Below are 14,853 nucleotides of genomic sequence, written 5' to 3'. Positions count from 1 at the left end.
TCTCTCCTTCAGCCTTTGATGCAGACGACCTGGCCCAGCGTATGCACCACTTCCACCAGATCGCTCTGGTGCGCCATGACCGCATCGATATCCTTGTAGGCGGCCGGTATTTCATCGACCACGCCGCCATCCTTGCGGCATTCGATGCCGGCCGTCTGCTCGGCCAGGTCGAACTGGTTGAAACGGCGCCTGGCCTCGCTGCGGCTCATGCTGCGCCCTGCCCCGTGCGAGCACGAACACAGAGAGTCGGGATTACCCTTGCCACGCACGATAAAGCTGCGCGCGCCCATGCTGCCCGGGATAATCCCCAGTTCGCCCTGCTGCGCCGAAATGGCGCCCTTGCGGGTGACGTACAGCTGCTCGCTGCCATGCACTTCCTGCGCAATATAGTTGTGATGGCAGTTGATCGCTTCGCCATCGAGCTGGAACGGCGGCGCGTGTTTTGCCAGCACCTCGAGCACGCGGCGCATCATCTCGCTGCGGTTGAGCAGCGCATAATCCTGGGCCCAGTCGACCGCCTCCACATAATCCTCGAACACGCTTGAGCCGGCACTGACATAGGCGAGATCGGCGTCCGGCAGCTGCTGCTGATGGCGCCGCATGTCCTTCTGCGCGGCGGCGATGAAATAGCGGCCGATGGCATTGCCCACGCCGCGCGAACCGGAATGAAGCATCACCCATACGCGCTGCTGCTCATCGAGGCACAGCTCGATAAAGTGATTGCCGCCGCCCAGCGTGCCGACCTGGCAAATCCAGCTGCGCTCGAACTGGCGCACCATTTTGGCTATGCCGCGATGGCGCTCGACGATGCGCTCCAGGCGGCCGGCCAACGGACGCGTGGCGCGCGCATCGCGCGAACCCTGCACGCGGCTCCAGTCATGCTGCTCGAAGCCGACCGGCACGGCAGCCTCGATCGCACTGCGCAGTCGCGCCAGGTTGTCCGGCAAGTCGCTGGCCGACAGCGTGGTGCGCACGGCGTTCATGCCACAGCCGATATCGACGCCGACAGCGGCCGGAATAATCGCGCTGCGCGTGGGTATCACGCTACCGACGGTCGCGCCAATACCGGCATGCACATCGGGCATGGCCGCCACAAACGGGTGGACGATCGGCAGGCTGGCGATATGGCGCAACTGGCGCAGCGCCTGGTCGTCGATATCGTCGGTAAAAATATGCACGGGCACCTGGCCGTCGTGCAAAGTCTGATAAATGGGCATCTGTAAAACCTTGGTGTGTCCAGGTTTTGCCCACGGCCGCCGCATGCATGAATGCGACGCCGTAAAAACAAAACCCCGACGAGTTTCCTCGCCGGGGTTAAAAGAACGCCGGCTCGGGATCAGTGACCCCGAGCAACATGCACGGGGCTATTTTTTATTCGTTTGATGTTTAGCCTGGTATTGCATGTTGCGTCCTTTCGTAAAGTAGTCGGTGGATGAATGCGTGAGCAGAATCGACTGCAATTTTGCGCCTGCTGGCGCGGCGCTGTCAACCGCCAGTATGGCAAAAATGATCAGCTGTTGTTTTCTTCAATAAATTGGTTCTGTCGGTAATGCCTCCGACTCAAGAGAACCGTAGGTCGGATTAGCGCGCAGCGCGTAATCCGACAACATCGTTGAGGCCAAAAATGTTGTCGGATTACGGCCCCTTCGGGGCCTAATCCGACCTACGCCAACCTTGCGCTAATCTATTCACTTTTCTATTCAAAAAACGTACACTTCACTCTACAGACAGCCTAATTTAATCTATTCATTTTTTTCAAAAATGACCCGCAACGAACAACTTGAAGAACTGTTGCGCTTGTTGGCCGGCGGCCCGGTAGGCATGGCGCAACTGACAAAATCGCTGGGGATCAGCCAGCCGACTTTCTCACGCCTGTGGGCATGCGTTGAGCAGGGCGTAACCCTCGGCGCCGGCCGCACGCGCCGCTACGCCCTGAGCCGCAGCGTTGCAGGCGTCGCCACGCCGGTACCGGTATTCCAGATTGACGGCATGGGCCGCATTACGCCTGCAGGCCAGCTCGATGCGCTCGCGGGCGGCTTTTATACGCTGGAGCAAGCGGAACGCAATAGCCCGCGCCTGTTCCAGGGCCTGCCCTTCTTTATCAAGGATTTGCGCCCGCAGGGTTTTTTGGGGCGCATGGAGCCAGGCAAATATCCGGAACTGGAGCTGCCTGCCGATATTTCGCGCTGGACCGATGCGCACGCGCTCAAGTACATCGCCTGCCGCAGCGAACAGGCAGCGGGCAATCTGATACTGGGTAACGAATCCTACGCCCGCTATCTTGCCGACCAGGCCACGCTGGCGCAATCGCTGTTACCCGAAGACCAGCGCGCACAGCGCTATGTGCACATGGCGCAAGACGCCATGCAGGGCGAAGCGCCCGGTTCTTCCGCCGGCGGCGAACAACCCAAATTTACCGCAGTATTGCAGCGTTCAGGTCCTGCAGAGCGCATTGAACACGTACTGGTCAAGTTTTCACCACCGCTGGACTCCGCTGGCGGCCAGCGCTGGGCTGACTTGCTGCTGTGCGAACATCTTGCATTGAATGTGCTGGCACGCGAAAACATCGCCGTCGCGCAGACTGACATCGTGCAAGGTGGCGGCCGGCTGTTTCTTGAGGTGGTGCGCTTTGACCGCATCGGCATGAACGGGCGCCAGCCGATGGTGACCCTGTCTGCGCTCGATGGCGACCTGGGCATGCTCGATCAGAACTGGACTGCCGTGGCGCACGAGCTGGCGCGCCAGAAGCTGCTGCCGGCACACGATGTGGCCACAATAGAAGTGCTCGATCTGTATGGCGCGCTGATCGGCAATACGGACCGCCATCATGGCAACCTCGCCTTGTCCTGGGCCTTCGACCAGCCCTATCGCCTGCTGCCCGCCTACGACATGCTGCCCATGTTGTATCGCCCCAATTCGCATGGCGAAGTCATTGCCCGGCAATGGCAAGCCAATCTGGGCGCCGGCCTGGCGCTGCGACACCTGCCGCGCTGCCTGTCCATGGCCATGCAGTTCTGGCGCGATGTACTGGACGACGCACGCATTTCAGCCGCATTCAGGAACGATGTAGCGCAACCGCATCTGGCCAGCTTGCAAGCCTTGCAGCCGGCTTTGTAATACGATGATGCTTTCGCCTTTGCCACCCGCCCAATATGCGTCTGCTGATCCTGTCCGACCTGCACCTTGAAGTCTGGGGTAACGCCACACCCGCCGTCGACCTGGCGCAAAGCCGTCCCGATGTGGTGATACTGGCTGGCGATATTGCCACCGGCAGCAACGCCGTGACCTGGGCCGCACGCACCTTTGGCGCGCTACCGGTGCTGTATGTGCATGGCAACCATGAGGGCTATGGCCACCGGCTGGAGCAGATGCAGGACGCCATACGCAAGGCCTGTGCGAAGGCCAACGTCAAAGGCGCCAGCATCCGGCTGCTCGATCAGGAGGCGGTGATCATCGATGGCGTACGCTTTCTGGGCGCCACGCTGTGGACCGACTTTCTGCTGTTTGGCGAGGAGCGCCGTGAAGAGGCGATGACAGCAGCGCAAAGCTATATGCCCGACTACAAGCATATCAGCACGGGCAGCAGCAGAGAAAAGCGCCTTTTGTGCGTCGGGGATACGGCCGCGCTGCACGCGGAGCACAAGCGCTGGCTGGTGCAGCAGCTGGCGCAGCCGTTTGACGGGCGCACCGTGGTGATCACGCATATGGCGCCGTCGATGCAGTCGGTCGAGGCGCAGTACGCAGGCAACCTCGGTTCACCCGCGTTTGCCTCGCCGCTCGACGCCCTGGCGGCACAGGCCGATCTGTGGGTACACGGCCATATGCATGCGTCGCACGACTACCGCATCGGCGCCTGCCGCGTGGTGTGCAACCCGTGCGGCTACCGGTGCCCGGACGGCACGCCCGAAAACGCGCTCTACGATCCGAACCGGATCGTAGAACTGGACACCTTACTTCAGTAACTTCAGCAGCGCTTCAGCCGCCGCTTCCGACGAAGCCGGATTCTGGCCGGTCACCAGCAGGCCATCGGTTACGGCATACGGCTGCCAGTCGCCCAGCTTGGAGTACTCGCCGCCGTTCTGCTTGAGCATGTCCTCGACCAGGAAAGGCACGATATTGGTCAGGCCCACCGCTTCTTCCTCGGTATTGGTAAAGCCGGTGACGCGCTTGCCGTTGACCAGCGGCTTGCCATCGGCGCCTTTCACATGGCGCAGCACGCCCGGTGCGTGGCAGACGGCGGCGACCGGTTTGCCGGCAGCGATCATCTGTTCGATCAGCGTGATCGAGTTGCGGTCTTCCGCCAGGTCCCACAGCGGACCGTGGCCACCCGGGTAGAACACGGCGTCAAAATCGGCGGCTTTCACATCGGCCAGCTTGCCGGTATTGGCCAGCACGGCCTGCGCCTGTGCGTCGGCCTTGAAGCGGCGCGTGGCGTCGGTCTGCGAATCGGCTTCATCGCTTTTCGGATCGAGTGGCGGCTGGCCGCCGTTGGGCGACACCACCGTCAGGGTCGCGCCGGCTTCTTTCAGGGTGTAATAAGGCGCGGCAAATTCTTCCAGCCAGAAACCGGTTTTCTTGCCGGTGTTGCCCAGTTGGTCGTGCGAGGTCAGTACCATCAGGATGTTCATAGTGTGTCCTTGTCAGTGAAATTAAAAGTATGACTTACAGTGCTGCTTCGAGAATACGGCGGCTGCGCGCGAGGTCGATATCGCGGTGTTCGCCCAGTGCCGTCATGCCATGGGCTTCAAGCTGCTTCAATACCGCTTCGACGGCGTCCTGGCCCAGCTCATAGGCCGACAGGCGGGTTGGTATGCCCAGGCCTTCAAAGAAGGCGCGCGTCTGCGCAATGGCCGCGTCGATGCGCTCGTCGTCCGTGCCGCTGCTGATGTCCCATACGCGCTGGCCATACTGCAGCAACTTGCCACGTTTCTGCTCGCGCTGCACGTCCAGCAGGGCCGGCAGCACCAGTGCCAGCGTGCGCGCATGGTCGATGTCGTACAGGGCTGTCAGTTCATGGCCGATCATGTGGGTGGCCCAGTCCTGCGGCACGCCGGCACCGATCAGGCCATTCAGCGCCAGCGTGGCGGTCCACATCAGGTTGGCGCGTGTTTCATAGTCGTCCGGCGAGGCAACCGCCTGTGGGGCGATCTCGACCAGTGTTTGCAGCAGGCCTTCGGCAAAACGATCCTGCACACGCGCGTTGACCGGGTAGGTCAGGTACTGCTCGGTGGTGTGCACAAACGCGTCCACCAGGCCATTGGCAACCTGCTTGGCCGGCAAGGTAAAGGTCTTGGCCGGATCGAGGATGGAAAAGCGCGGGTACAGCAGCGGATTGCGGAAACTGAGCTTGGCCTGCGTGGCTTTTTTCGTCACCACGCCGCCGCTGTTCATTTCCGAGCCGGTGGCCGGCAGCGTCAGTACGGCAGCAAACGGTAGTGCCTGGTGCACGTTGGCGCCACCCTGCTCGGCAATTTCCCATGCCTCGCCGTCATACAAGGCTGCGGCAGCAACGAACTTGGTGCCGTCGATCACCGAACCGCCGCCCACGGCCAGCAGGAAGTCGAGCTTGTCGCGGCGCACCTGTTCAATGGCGCGCATCAGCGTTTCATAGCTCGGATTGGGCTCGATGCCGCCGAACTCCTGCACGTGGCGCCCGGCGCCAGCCAGGGCGGCGCGCACTTCAGCCAGCGTGCCGGTTTTCTCGGCGCTGGCGCCGCCGTACAGGATCAATACGCGCGCATCAACCGGCACCAGCTTCGCCAGTTTGGCAACGCTGTCGGCGCCGAACACGATTTTGGTCGGGTTATGGAATTCAAAGTTTTTCATGGTGTGCTCCTTTTCAATTAGACTGGTCGTCTAGATTGGCTTTCTAAAAAACGCGAATGACTTCTTGGCTCATTCGCGTACTTGTCTTATGCGCTTTTCTGATCGGCTGGCAACTGCAGCATCGCCAGAGTAGCCTGCCAGGCTGCCTGCAAGGCGCTGGCGTCGCGCCGCAGCTTGGTCAGCAACGCCGCCCCCAGCCACAGCTGGTACAGCGTCAGCGCCGTATGCGCCGGGTCAGGCAGCGGCGCCAGCGAACCGTCGGCCACCGCCTGCTGCATGGCCACCGCCAGGCGCGCCACGATGCGGCTGGTGCCATCTTGCAGCGTCACGCGCATCGGTTCGGACATGTCGGCAACTTCACTGCTGAGCTTGACCACCAGACAGCGGCAATCGCAACCGCTGCCGTCCAGGCTCTCGCTGGTCCAACCGGCCCAGTAGTCCATCAACGACTGCGCCGCACTGCGCTCTGGCTGGGACAATACCAAATCCATTTCGGCCAGGTAGCGCGTCACGTAATCGGCCAGCATCGCCTCGCCAAACAACTCCTTGGACTTGAAGTAATGGTAGAACGATCCCTTGGGCACGGCAGCGGCCGTCAATATCTCGTTCAGGCCCACGCCGGCAAAACCCTTGCGGGTAATGATGGCCTTGCCCTGGTCGAGGATATGCTGGCGGATGTCGGTGTATTCGGCTTTCATGAAACGCACTATAGCACAAAATTAGACCGGTCGTCTACAAAGCAGAAAACGGGCGTGCTGCGGAACTCGGTCAGTCCGCTACCTTCAACAGGACCGGTGCGTGATGATGGCCGGAAAAAGCAGCAAACAGACCGCCGCGCAGGGTGACCTGCTGGCCCAGCTTGGGACGCCACTGCGCATACTGCTTTTGCGTGAGTACCAGCTGCACCTCGCGCACGCTTTCCTGCGCTTCCTGCTCGCCAGCCGCATCGGCCTGCGTGCAGAGCGGCTCTTTGAGCGTCAGGTAGAAGCCGGTTTCCGGCTCGTCGCCACTGGCTATGCTTTCAAAATTGGGCCTGCCGGGAAAGGTTGCGCGGTGCAGCTCTCCGGACACGGTCACCACGGCCGGCTCGTACTTCAGGCACTCTGCAGCATGGGCTGTACACACGAGCATGCTGCACAGCGTGGCGCCAGCCAGACTCAGGAAAGTAGTCATCAATCAGTCCCCCTCATGCAGCCGATACTAGCGCGGCGCCTTGAGCGGGTCAAATGACAGATCGGAAAGGTGGATGCCGCCCTGGGCCTGCGGCCACCATCTATGCCATCACGCGTCAGACTCAAGATGCCTGTTCCGGCCAGCCAGCAACCCGCTCCATGCGCCGAGAACGCCAATAACGGCTGCAAGCAGCAATGGCATGAACCAGCCCTTGGTGACATCGTGTACCGCGCCCAGCAGCATCGGCCCTGCAGCAGCCATCAGATAGCCTACGCACTGCGACATGCCTGACAGCGCAGCGGCGTCTTTCGCATTGCTGGTACGAAGGCCGATAAAGGTCAGGCCCAGTATCATGCTGGCGCCACAGCCAAATCCCAGCACGACCGACCACAGCAGCGCCAGCGATGGCGCCAGCATCAGGCCGAGCATTGAAACAGCAGACATCAGGCTGGCAATCACGGCCGCAGCGCGTTGATCTTTCATCCGGCGCAATACCGCTGCCATCAGCAGGCCTGGCACGGCGGTGGCCAACTGCAGCGTCCCGTGCAGCGAGCCCGCCGCCGCTGCCGATGTGCCATGCTCCATCAGTATCGTCGGCAGCCAGCTGACCGCGATATAAAAGGGCATTGCATTGAGTCCCATGAACAGGGTGACTTGCCAGGCCAGCGGAGAGCGCCAGACAGCAACGCCTGCCCCCTGGTGCCGGATGGAACTGCCAGCTTTGCCATGCTTCTTCCATTGCGGCAGCCATGCCAACAGCGCCACCAGCGGCACGATGATGAACATCGCAAGCGCAACACGCCAGCCCCACGCCTGCGTCATTGGAATGACTGCGGCGGAGCCGATGGCGCCGGCAGCGCCCATGGTGATGGAATACGCCCCTGTCATGGAAACCACATTGGCCGAAAAATCGCGTTTGATCAGACTGGGCAGCAGGACGTTACCCAAGGCAATACCAGCGCCTATCAGTACCGTGCCGCCATACAGCAACCATGTGTTTCCCCCGGAACGTATCAGCACGCCGGCGGCAATCAGGGCCAGTGCGCCGAAAACGGTACGCTCCAGGCCGAAGCGAACGGCGATCGAGGCGCCGAACGGAGAAAATGCCGCAAAGGCAAACAGCGGCAAGGAGGTCAGCAAGCCGACCGCGGTGGTATTGAGGCCGAAATCGTGCTGAATCCAGGGCAGCACGGGCGCGACACCAGTAAAAGGCACCCGCAGGTTCATTGCAACGAGCAGGATTGCCGCTATCAGTGATACAGATGCCCATCTATTATTCTTTGTCAGTGTATTCATATATCTTCAAGTAGAAAAAATATGACTTTAAAGAATAAGGAGTTTGTGTAATATAGATGAACTGACAGAATATACCTAAATTATGCCACCACCGCGCTTATTGGCCAGATCCCCGGACGATTTTGATTCCGACCTGTTCGACCAGACTGCCGTCGCGCTCGAACTAGCGCCACAGGAGAACGGCGTAGAGCACCGTGCGCATCAGCACCGCAAGGGGCAACTGATCCTGGCCTTGCGTGGCGCCGTCACGTGCGAAGTGGCTGAAGCGTTGTGGCTGGTGCCGCCGCAACATGCAGTCTGGATACCGGGCGGTATCGCCCACAACTGCCGTGCAACGGGAAACGCCCGCATCTTCTTTCTGTTTATCGAGCCTGGTGCGGCCGTCATGCCGGACAAATGCTGTACCGTCGCCATTACGCCGCTGGTGCGGGAGATGATCCGCCATGTGGCCGGGCAGGATCCTGCTGCGCCCACGGATGGTTCAACTGCCAGGCTGATCGCGGTATTGCTCGAGCAGTTGTCCGATGCGCCCATCGAACAGTTGCACCTGCCGATGTCCAGCCATCCCAAAATCAGGCGCATTTCCGATACTCTTATCGCCGATCCCGGTGATCGCACCACACTGCGTCAATGGGCTGATATTCTTGCCATGAGTGAGCGGTCATTGGCGCGACTGGTCGAAAACGCGACAGGATTGACGTTCGGCCGATGGCGCCAGCAACTGCACCTGATGATCGCCCTGAGCCAGCTGGCAGAAGGCCACTCCGTACAAAATGTGGCAGGAAACCTGGGCTACGACTCCGTCAACGCCTTTATCACCATGTTCAAGAAGGCCTTGGGAAAATCGCCGACCCAGTACTTTTCATCGTTGCTGTAGACGATAGCCATCGCCTTGCCTGACGCCGGTTTCAGGCGGCAAAACAGGTCTCGGGCAGCCCGTTTATGCCGGGCACGCTCACGCCAAGCAGGGCGCCGTCTGCATCGGTGGGCGTGGCAATACCGACTCTAGCACTGGTGCAGTACAGCATCTCGCCCGAAGGTCCGCCGATGGCCGGACAGGTAGTCTGGCTCGCCGGCGCCGCAATGACGCGATCAACGCCGCCATCGGGCTGATAGCGGACAACTCTGCTGCCGCCCCACTGCGCATTCCACACGAAACCATCAGCATCGACACAGGAGCCGTCAGGTCCGCCCCCATCGATGACATCGGCAAATACGCGCTGGTTTTCCAAGCTGGGGTAATCACAGCACAAAATTTTGGGTTGCAGGGAGTCGCAGTAATACATCGTCGCGCCATCGGGACTGAAGCAGATGCCGTTGGCAATGGCCACACCGGGCAGCGCCAGCGACTCGATTGTCATGGTCTGTGCATTGAGACGATAAAAAGCGCCCACCCGCTCCTGCGGCACGCCTTCGTGCATGGTGCCGAAGACAAAGTTGCCTGCCCGGTCGCAACGCCCGTCACCTATGCGTGTGCCGAGGTTGCCAGGTGATGCGCCGATTTCCATAAACGTCCCTGTCGCCAGGTCAAAAAAAGCCAGGCACGATTCCAGGCCCAGCAACAGCACACCTTGCCGTGCAGTGAATGCAAAAGACGCCAGGCGTTCAGGCATCGCCCAACGTTCACGGGCGCCGGTTGCCGGCTCGTAGGCCAGCAGTTCGTTTCCGAGAATGTTGGTCCGGAAAAGACGGTGTGTGCGTGGACACCAGATAGGACATTCGCCGAGCAGATCGTCGGACTGGTCAATAATTTCAAACATGGCTTACTCGCTGTGCGGGGTGGGAGAGTCAACATCGGCAACCATGGCAGCGCCCAGGTCATGCCATGCACCCGGCAGAACGAAGTCATCCTTGCTGATCATGGCGGCGCCTTAACCAGCATTCAGTACGGGATAGGGGCCAGTGGTGCGAACAGTTGCGTTGCACGCAGTCTAATGCAGCCGCTCGCGCAGAAAAAGCAGGCATGGCGGTTTTCACCATGCAGAAAATGCGAACAATACTGGCGTTGAGCGGCGCTCTTTTACCCCAATATCGTAGAGGTGCGGCCGACAAGCAGCCAGCACCTCTAAGCACCAGCATCAGGCAAATTTTGAAAAATCCGGCTTGCGCTTTTCAAAGAAGGCGGTAAACGCTTCCTTCGCTTCGGCGCCGCCCAGCATATTGCTGAACAGCTGGTTTTCCGCAGCAATGGCTGCCTTGACCGGTTCGATGCGGCTCTGCTTCATCAGGCGCTTGGTGGCGCGGATCGAGGCAGCGGGCAACGCTACCAGCTTGGCCGCTTGCGCCTGCGCGTACGGCATCAGCTCGTACAGCGGCAGCACTTTCGACACCAGTCCCATTTCCAGCGCTTCCTGGGCCGGGAACGCTTCGCCCAGCATCAGTTTTTCTGCCGCGCGCGGGTAGCCGGCCAGCTGCGTCAGCAGGTAGCTGGAAGCAAATTCCGGGCACAGGCCCAGCTGGGCAAACGGCATCGAGAAGCTGGCGTTGTCGGCCGCGTAGACCAGGTCGCAGTGCATCAGCATGGTGGTGCCGATGCCGATGGCGGCGCCCGACACGGCAGCGACGACCGGCTTGCTGCAGCCGGACAGTGCGCGCATAAACTGGAACACCGGGCGCTGCTCATCGACCGAACCGTCTTTCGGGCGCGCCGTTTTCATGAAGTCGTCCAAGTCATTGCCGGCCGTAAAAATCTCGCGCTTGCCGCACAAAAGAATCGCGCGCACGCTGTCGTCGCTGTCGGCGGCCAGCAAGGCATCGGCCAGGGTCTGGTACATGGCGCCGGTGATGGCGTTCTTGCGTTCCAGGCGGTTAAATTCCAGCGTCAGGATGCCGTCACTCTTGCTGCACAAAATATCCATTATGTCTCCAAAAAATAAGGGCGCCGGAATAACCCGAAGCGCCCTGTCTGATCACGCTGCCGTGGTCTTATACGCGTTCAAAGATACCTGCTGCACCCATGCCGGCACCAACGCACATGGTCACCATGCCGTACTTGAGGTTATTGCGGCGCAGCGCGTGGATCACGGTGGCGGCGCGGATGGCGCCGGTTGCGCCCAGCGGGTGGCCCAGGGCAATCGCGCCGCCCATCGGGTTGACCTTGGCAGTGTCCAGGCCCAGGTCGCCGATCACGGCCAGCGCCTGCGCGGCAAACGCTTCGTTCAGCTCGATCCAGTCCAGCTGGTCCTGGGTGATGCCAGCCGCTTTGCAGGCGTCGGGAATGGCGAACTTCGGACCGATGCCCATGATTTCCGGCGGCACGCCGCGCACGGCAAACGACGAGAACTTGGCCAGCGGGGTCAGGTTGTGCTCGCGCAGGAATTTTTCCGACACGATCAGGAGCGCGCCGGCGCCGTCCGACATCTGCGAGCTGTTGGCGGCGGTAACGCTGCCCTTGGCGGCAAACACCGGTTTCAACTTGGCCAGCGACTCCATGGTCGAATCGGCGCGTGCGCCTTCGTCGGTGTCGACCGTGCGGCGCTTTTCATCGACCTGGCCGGTGGCCAGGTTCGGCGTGCGCGTGATGATCTCGACCGGCGTGGTTTCATCCTTGAAGAAACCGGCCTGCTGCGCGGCGATGGCACGGCGGTGCGATTCGACGGCAAAGGCGTCCTGCGCTTCGCGCGACACTTTCCATTGCTGCGCCACTTTCTCGGCCGTCAGGCCCATGCCGTAGGCCATGCCGATATTTTCGTCGGTGAACATGTCGAGGTTCATCGATGGGTGATGGCCCATCATCGGCACCATCGACATCGATTCCACGCCGCCGGCGATCATCGCATCGACTTCGCCGACGCGGATGCGGTCAGCGGCCATGGCAATGGCGGTAATGCCCGAAGCGCAGTAACGGTTGATGGTGACGCCGCCTACCGTTTTCGGCAGGCCGGCCAGCAGCACCGACTGGCGCGCAATATTGAAGCCCTGCTCCGCTTCCGGGAACGAGCAGCCAATAATGGCGTCGGTGATCAAAGCCGGGTCCAGGCCAGGCGCTTGCGCCAGGGCCGATTGCAGCACGCGCACCAGCAGGTCGTCCGGACGGGTATTCTTGAACATGCCGCGCGGCGCCTTGCCGATCGGGGTGCGGGTGGCGGAGACGATGTATGCGTCTTGAAGTTGTTTGCTCATATCTGCTTTCGCTTTCGCTATCGTTTAGTTGCGCACTGGCTTGCCGGTCTGCATCATGCCCATGATGCGTTCCTGCGTCTTCGGATGGTTCAGCAATTCCAAAAAGGCCTTGCGTTCCATGTCGAGCAACCACTGTTCGCTGACAAAGCTGCCCTGGTCGACATTGCCGCCAGAGACGATCTCGGCAATCATTTCGCCCAGCTTGAAATCATGTGCGGAGATAAAACCGCCGTCGCGCATATTGACCAACTGCGCCTTGATGGTGCCCCAGCCATAGCGGCCGGTGACCTGGATCAGCGACGGCAGGGCCGGACGGAAACCGGCGTCGAACATGGCGCGCGCTTCGACTTTCGCCACGTGCAGCAGCTCGTAGGCGTTGAAGACGATGACGTCATCTTCCTTCAGGTAGCCCATCTTTTTCGCTTCCAGCGCCGACTTCGACACATTGGCGGTAGCGGCATTGGTAAAGCCGGTTTTCAGGAACTGCAGAATGTCGCCGCCCTTGGCTTCCTTGTAGGCACGCTGCGCCGCTTCTTTCAGGCCGCCGCCGGCCGGAATCAGGCCCACGCCCACTTCCACCAGGCCGATATAGGACTCGATCGAGGCCACGCGCTTGGAGGCGTGCAGCGCCAGCTCGCAACCGCCGCCCAGCGCCAGACCCGCTACCGCAGCGATCACCGGCACGTTCGCGTATTTCAGCGACATAAAGGTTTTCTGCAGTTCGGCGATGATCGGATCGACCGCTTTCACGCCGCCCTGCATAAAGGCCGGCAGGGCCGACTGCAGGTCGGCGCCAGCCGAGAAGGCGCCGCCTTCGGCTGCGTCGGCGTGCCAGATCACCAGGCCCTTGAAGTTCTTCTCGGCTTCAGCCAGCGCCAGTTTCAAGCCATTGATCACGCCTTCGCCGATCACATGCATCTTGGTCTTGAACGAGATCACCAGCACCTCGTCGCCACTGTGCCAGACGCGTACCGATTCGTCTTCGAACACGGTGGTGCCAGCGGTTTTGCCATCGATGGCGCCGCTGCCGATAACGGGTGCGCGGAACGGCTGGCGGTCGTACACGGCCAGGGTCGAGCGCGGCACAAAGCTGTTCGACACCGCCGAGTACGAGCCTTCCGGCGTATGTACGCCACCTTTGTCCGCGACCGGACCTTCAAATACCCAGGCTGGCAGCGGTGCATTGCACAGTGCCTTGCCGGCGTCGATATCTTCCTTGACCCAGTTCGCTACCTGCAGCCAGTTCGAGGCTTGCCACGTTTCAAACGGACCGACGTTCCAGCCGAAGCCCCAGCGCATCGCAAAGTCGATATCGCGCGCATTGTCGGCCACGGTGTCGAGGTGGATGGCGATGTAATGGAAAGCGTCACGGAAGATCGCCCACAGGAACTGGCCCTGCGGATTGGTCGAGTCGTGCAGCGCCTTCATTTTCTTGACCGGATCCTTTTCTTTCAGGATGCGGGCAATGATGTCAGCTGCCTTGGCGCCGCCTGCCACGTATTCGCCGGTGGCGAAATCGAGGCGTTGAATCTCTTTACCAACTTTCTTGTAGAAGCCTGCGCCGCTCTTCTGGCCCAGCGCGCCTTTTTCCACCAGCTTGGCCAGCACTTCCGGCGTCTTGTAGACGGCGGCAAACGGATCGTTCGGCAGGTAGTCCTGCATGGTCTTGATCACATGGCCCATGGTGTCGAGGCCCACCACGTCGGCGGTACGGAAGGTACCGGACTTGGCGCGGCCCAGCTTGGCGCCAGTCAGGTCATCGACCACATCGACCGACAGGCCGAATTTTTCAGCTTCGTGCACGATGGCCAGGATGCCGAACACGCCGACACGGTTGGCGATAAAGTTCGGCGTATCCTTGGCGCGCACCACGCCCTTGCCCAGCGTGGTCGTCAAAAAGCCTTCGAGCTGGTCGGAAATTTCCGGCTTGGTAAATTCGGTCGGGATGATTTCCACCAGGTGCATATAGCGCGGCGGATTGAAGAAGTGCACACCGCAGTAGCGCGATTTCAGGTCCGCATCAAAGCCTTCGGCCAGCTTGGTGATCGACAGGCCGGAAGTGTTCGACGCAAAAATGGCGTTCGGGCCGATATGCGGCGCGACCTTCTGGTACAGGTCGTGCTTCCAGTCCATGCGTTCGGCGATGGCTTCGATAATCAGGTCGCAGCCGGCCAGCAGATCCAGGTTGTCTTCATAGTTGGCCACCTCGATCAGCGCAGCGTCATCCTTGTTGCCCAGCGGCGCAGGCGAGAGCTTTTTCAGGTTCTCGATGGCGCGCAGCACGATGCCGTTTTTCGGGCCTTCCTTGGCTGGCAGGTCGAACAGCACGACCGGTACTTTCGCGTTGATGCAATGGGCGGCGATCTGCGCGCCCATCACGCCGGCGCCGAGTACGGCAACTTTTTTAACGATGAAATTGGTCATATTTTCCTCAGG

13 protein-coding genes are annotated in these 14,853 nt (G+C 60.9%); 3 read left to right on the top strand and 10 right to left on the bottom strand.

Annotated elements, in window-relative coordinates:
- Positions 1 to 8 precede the first annotated feature (8 nt).
- Positions 9 to 1,217, bottom strand: coding sequence for an RtcB family protein (locus tag GCM43_RS15495; RefSeq protein WP_152245822.1), 1,209 nt, complete (start codon positions 1,215 to 1,217; stop codon positions 9 to 11).
- A gap of 544 nt (positions 1,218 to 1,761) precedes the next feature.
- On the opposite strand from GCM43_RS15495, the gene yjjJ reads away from it, so the two are divergent.
- Positions 1,762 to 3,117, top strand: coding sequence for a type II toxin-antitoxin system HipA family toxin YjjJ (gene yjjJ / locus GCM43_RS15490; RefSeq protein ID WP_152245820.1), 1,356 nt, complete (start codon positions 1,762 to 1,764; stop codon positions 3,115 to 3,117).
- 35 nt (positions 3,118 to 3,152) lie between these two features.
- On the top strand, positions 3,153 to 3,962 hold the full coding sequence (locus GCM43_RS15485; RefSeq protein WP_152245818.1) for a metallophosphoesterase family protein: 810 nt from the start codon (positions 3,153 to 3,155) through the stop codon (positions 3,960 to 3,962).
- On the opposite strand, the gene GCM43_RS15480 is transcribed toward GCM43_RS15485, so the two are convergent.
- The 5 genes from GCM43_RS15480 to GCM43_RS15460 all read right to left on the bottom strand — a co-directional run bounded on the left by GCM43_RS15480 (position 3,951) and on the right by GCM43_RS15460 (position 8,295).
- Positions 3,951 to 4,628: a type 1 glutamine amidotransferase domain-containing protein gene (locus GCM43_RS15480; RefSeq protein WP_152245816.1), complete on the bottom strand. Its 678-nt coding sequence runs from the start codon at positions 4,626 to 4,628 to the stop codon at positions 3,951 to 3,953. The genes GCM43_RS15485 and GCM43_RS15480 overlap by 12 nt on opposite strands.
- 34 nt (positions 4,629 to 4,662) lie before the next feature.
- Positions 4,663 to 5,826, bottom strand: coding sequence for an iron-containing alcohol dehydrogenase (locus tag GCM43_RS15475; RefSeq protein ID WP_152245814.1), 1,164 nt, complete (start codon positions 5,824 to 5,826; stop codon positions 4,663 to 4,665).
- Between the two features lie 86 nt (positions 5,827 to 5,912).
- Complete coding sequence (locus tag GCM43_RS15470; RefSeq protein ID WP_152245812.1) at positions 5,913 to 6,524, bottom strand: TetR/AcrR family transcriptional regulator; 612 nt, start codon at positions 6,522 to 6,524, stop codon at positions 5,913 to 5,915.
- A 70-nt stretch (positions 6,525 to 6,594) separates the two neighbouring features.
- On the bottom strand, positions 6,595 to 6,999 hold the full coding sequence (locus GCM43_RS15465) for a DUF4431 domain-containing protein (RefSeq protein ID WP_152245810.1): 405 nt from the start codon (positions 6,997 to 6,999) through the stop codon (positions 6,595 to 6,597).
- A gap of 108 nt (positions 7,000 to 7,107) precedes the next feature.
- Positions 7,108 to 8,295: an MFS transporter gene (locus GCM43_RS15460; RefSeq protein ID WP_152245808.1), complete on the bottom strand. Its 1,188-nt coding sequence runs from the start codon at positions 8,293 to 8,295 to the stop codon at positions 7,108 to 7,110.
- A gap of 82 nt (positions 8,296 to 8,377) precedes the next feature.
- Between GCM43_RS15460 and GCM43_RS15455 the strand changes: the two genes are divergently transcribed.
- Complete coding sequence (locus GCM43_RS15455) at positions 8,378 to 9,172, top strand: AraC family transcriptional regulator (RefSeq protein WP_152245806.1); 795 nt, start codon at positions 8,378 to 8,380, stop codon at positions 9,170 to 9,172.
- A 31-nt stretch (positions 9,173 to 9,203) separates the two neighbouring features.
- On the opposite strand, the gene GCM43_RS15450 is transcribed toward GCM43_RS15455, so the two are convergent.
- The 4 genes from GCM43_RS15450 to GCM43_RS15435 form a co-directional block, all read right to left on the bottom strand.
- Positions 9,204 to 10,055, bottom strand: a complete 852-nt coding sequence (locus GCM43_RS15450) for an SMP-30/gluconolactonase/LRE family protein (protein ID WP_152245804.1) — start codon at positions 10,053 to 10,055, stop codon at positions 9,204 to 9,206.
- Positions 10,056 to 10,373: 318 nt separating this feature from the next.
- Positions 10,374 to 11,153 carry an enoyl-CoA hydratase gene (locus tag GCM43_RS15445; protein ID WP_152245802.1) on the bottom strand — a complete coding sequence of 260 codons (780 nt, stop codon included), beginning with the start codon at positions 11,151 to 11,153 and terminating at the stop codon, positions 10,374 to 10,376.
- A gap of 67 nt (positions 11,154 to 11,220) precedes the next feature.
- A complete protein-coding gene (locus tag GCM43_RS15440) occupies positions 11,221 to 12,417 on the bottom strand; it encodes an acetyl-CoA C-acyltransferase (protein ID WP_152245800.1) in 1,197 nt (398 codons plus the stop codon).
- A 24-nt stretch (positions 12,418 to 12,441) separates the two neighbouring features.
- Positions 12,442 to 14,841, bottom strand: a complete 2,400-nt coding sequence (locus tag GCM43_RS15435; protein ID WP_152245798.1) for a 3-hydroxyacyl-CoA dehydrogenase/enoyl-CoA hydratase family protein — start codon at positions 14,839 to 14,841, stop codon at positions 12,442 to 12,444.
- Positions 14,842 to 14,853 lie beyond the last annotated feature (12 nt).

It is taken from the genome of Janthinobacterium aquaticum (assembly GCF_009208565.1).
Classification (GTDB): domain Bacteria; phylum Pseudomonadota; class Gammaproteobacteria; order Burkholderiales; family Burkholderiaceae_D; genus Janthinobacterium.
Note: the sequence above shows the minus strand (reverse complement) of the source record. Positions and strands in the feature narration are given on the sequence as shown.

Coding starts and splice junctions, on each gene's coding strand:
- GCM43_RS15495 (WP_152245822.1), bottom strand. CDS start 1,217: ATGCCCATTTATCAGACTTTGCACGACGGCCAGGTGCCCGTGCATATT.
- yjjJ (WP_152245820.1), top strand. CDS start 1,762: ATGACCCGCAACGAACAACTTGAAGAACTGTTGCGCTTGTTGGCCGGC.
- GCM43_RS15485 (WP_152245818.1), top strand. CDS start 3,153: ATGCGTCTGCTGATCCTGTCCGACCTGCACCTTGAAGTCTGGGGTAAC.
- GCM43_RS15480 (WP_152245816.1), bottom strand. CDS start 4,628: ATGAACATCCTGATGGTACTGACCTCGCACGACCAACTGGGCAACACC.
- GCM43_RS15475 (WP_152245814.1), bottom strand. CDS start 5,826: ATGAAAAACTTTGAATTCCATAACCCGACCAAAATCGTGTTCGGCGCC.
- GCM43_RS15470 (WP_152245812.1), bottom strand. CDS start 6,524: ATGAAAGCCGAATACACCGACATCCGCCAGCATATCCTCGACCAGGGC.
- GCM43_RS15465 (WP_152245810.1), bottom strand. CDS start 6,999: ATGACTACTTTCCTGAGTCTGGCTGGCGCCACGCTGTGCAGCATGCTC.
- GCM43_RS15460 (WP_152245808.1), bottom strand. CDS start 8,295: ATGAATACACTGACAAAGAATAATAGATGGGCATCTGTATCACTGATA.
- GCM43_RS15455 (WP_152245806.1), top strand. CDS start 8,378: ATGCCACCACCGCGCTTATTGGCCAGATCCCCGGACGATTTTGATTCC.
- GCM43_RS15450 (WP_152245804.1), bottom strand. CDS start 10,055: ATGTTTGAAATTATTGACCAGTCCGACGATCTGCTCGGCGAATGTCCT.
- GCM43_RS15445 (WP_152245802.1), bottom strand. CDS start 11,153: ATGGATATTTTGTGCAGCAAGAGTGACGGCATCCTGACGCTGGAATTT.
- GCM43_RS15440 (WP_152245800.1), bottom strand. CDS start 12,417: ATGAGCAAACAACTTCAAGACGCATACATCGTCTCCGCCACCCGCACC.
- GCM43_RS15435 (WP_152245798.1), bottom strand. CDS start 14,841: ATGACCAATTTCATCGTTAAAAAAGTTGCCGTACTCGGCGCCGGCGTG.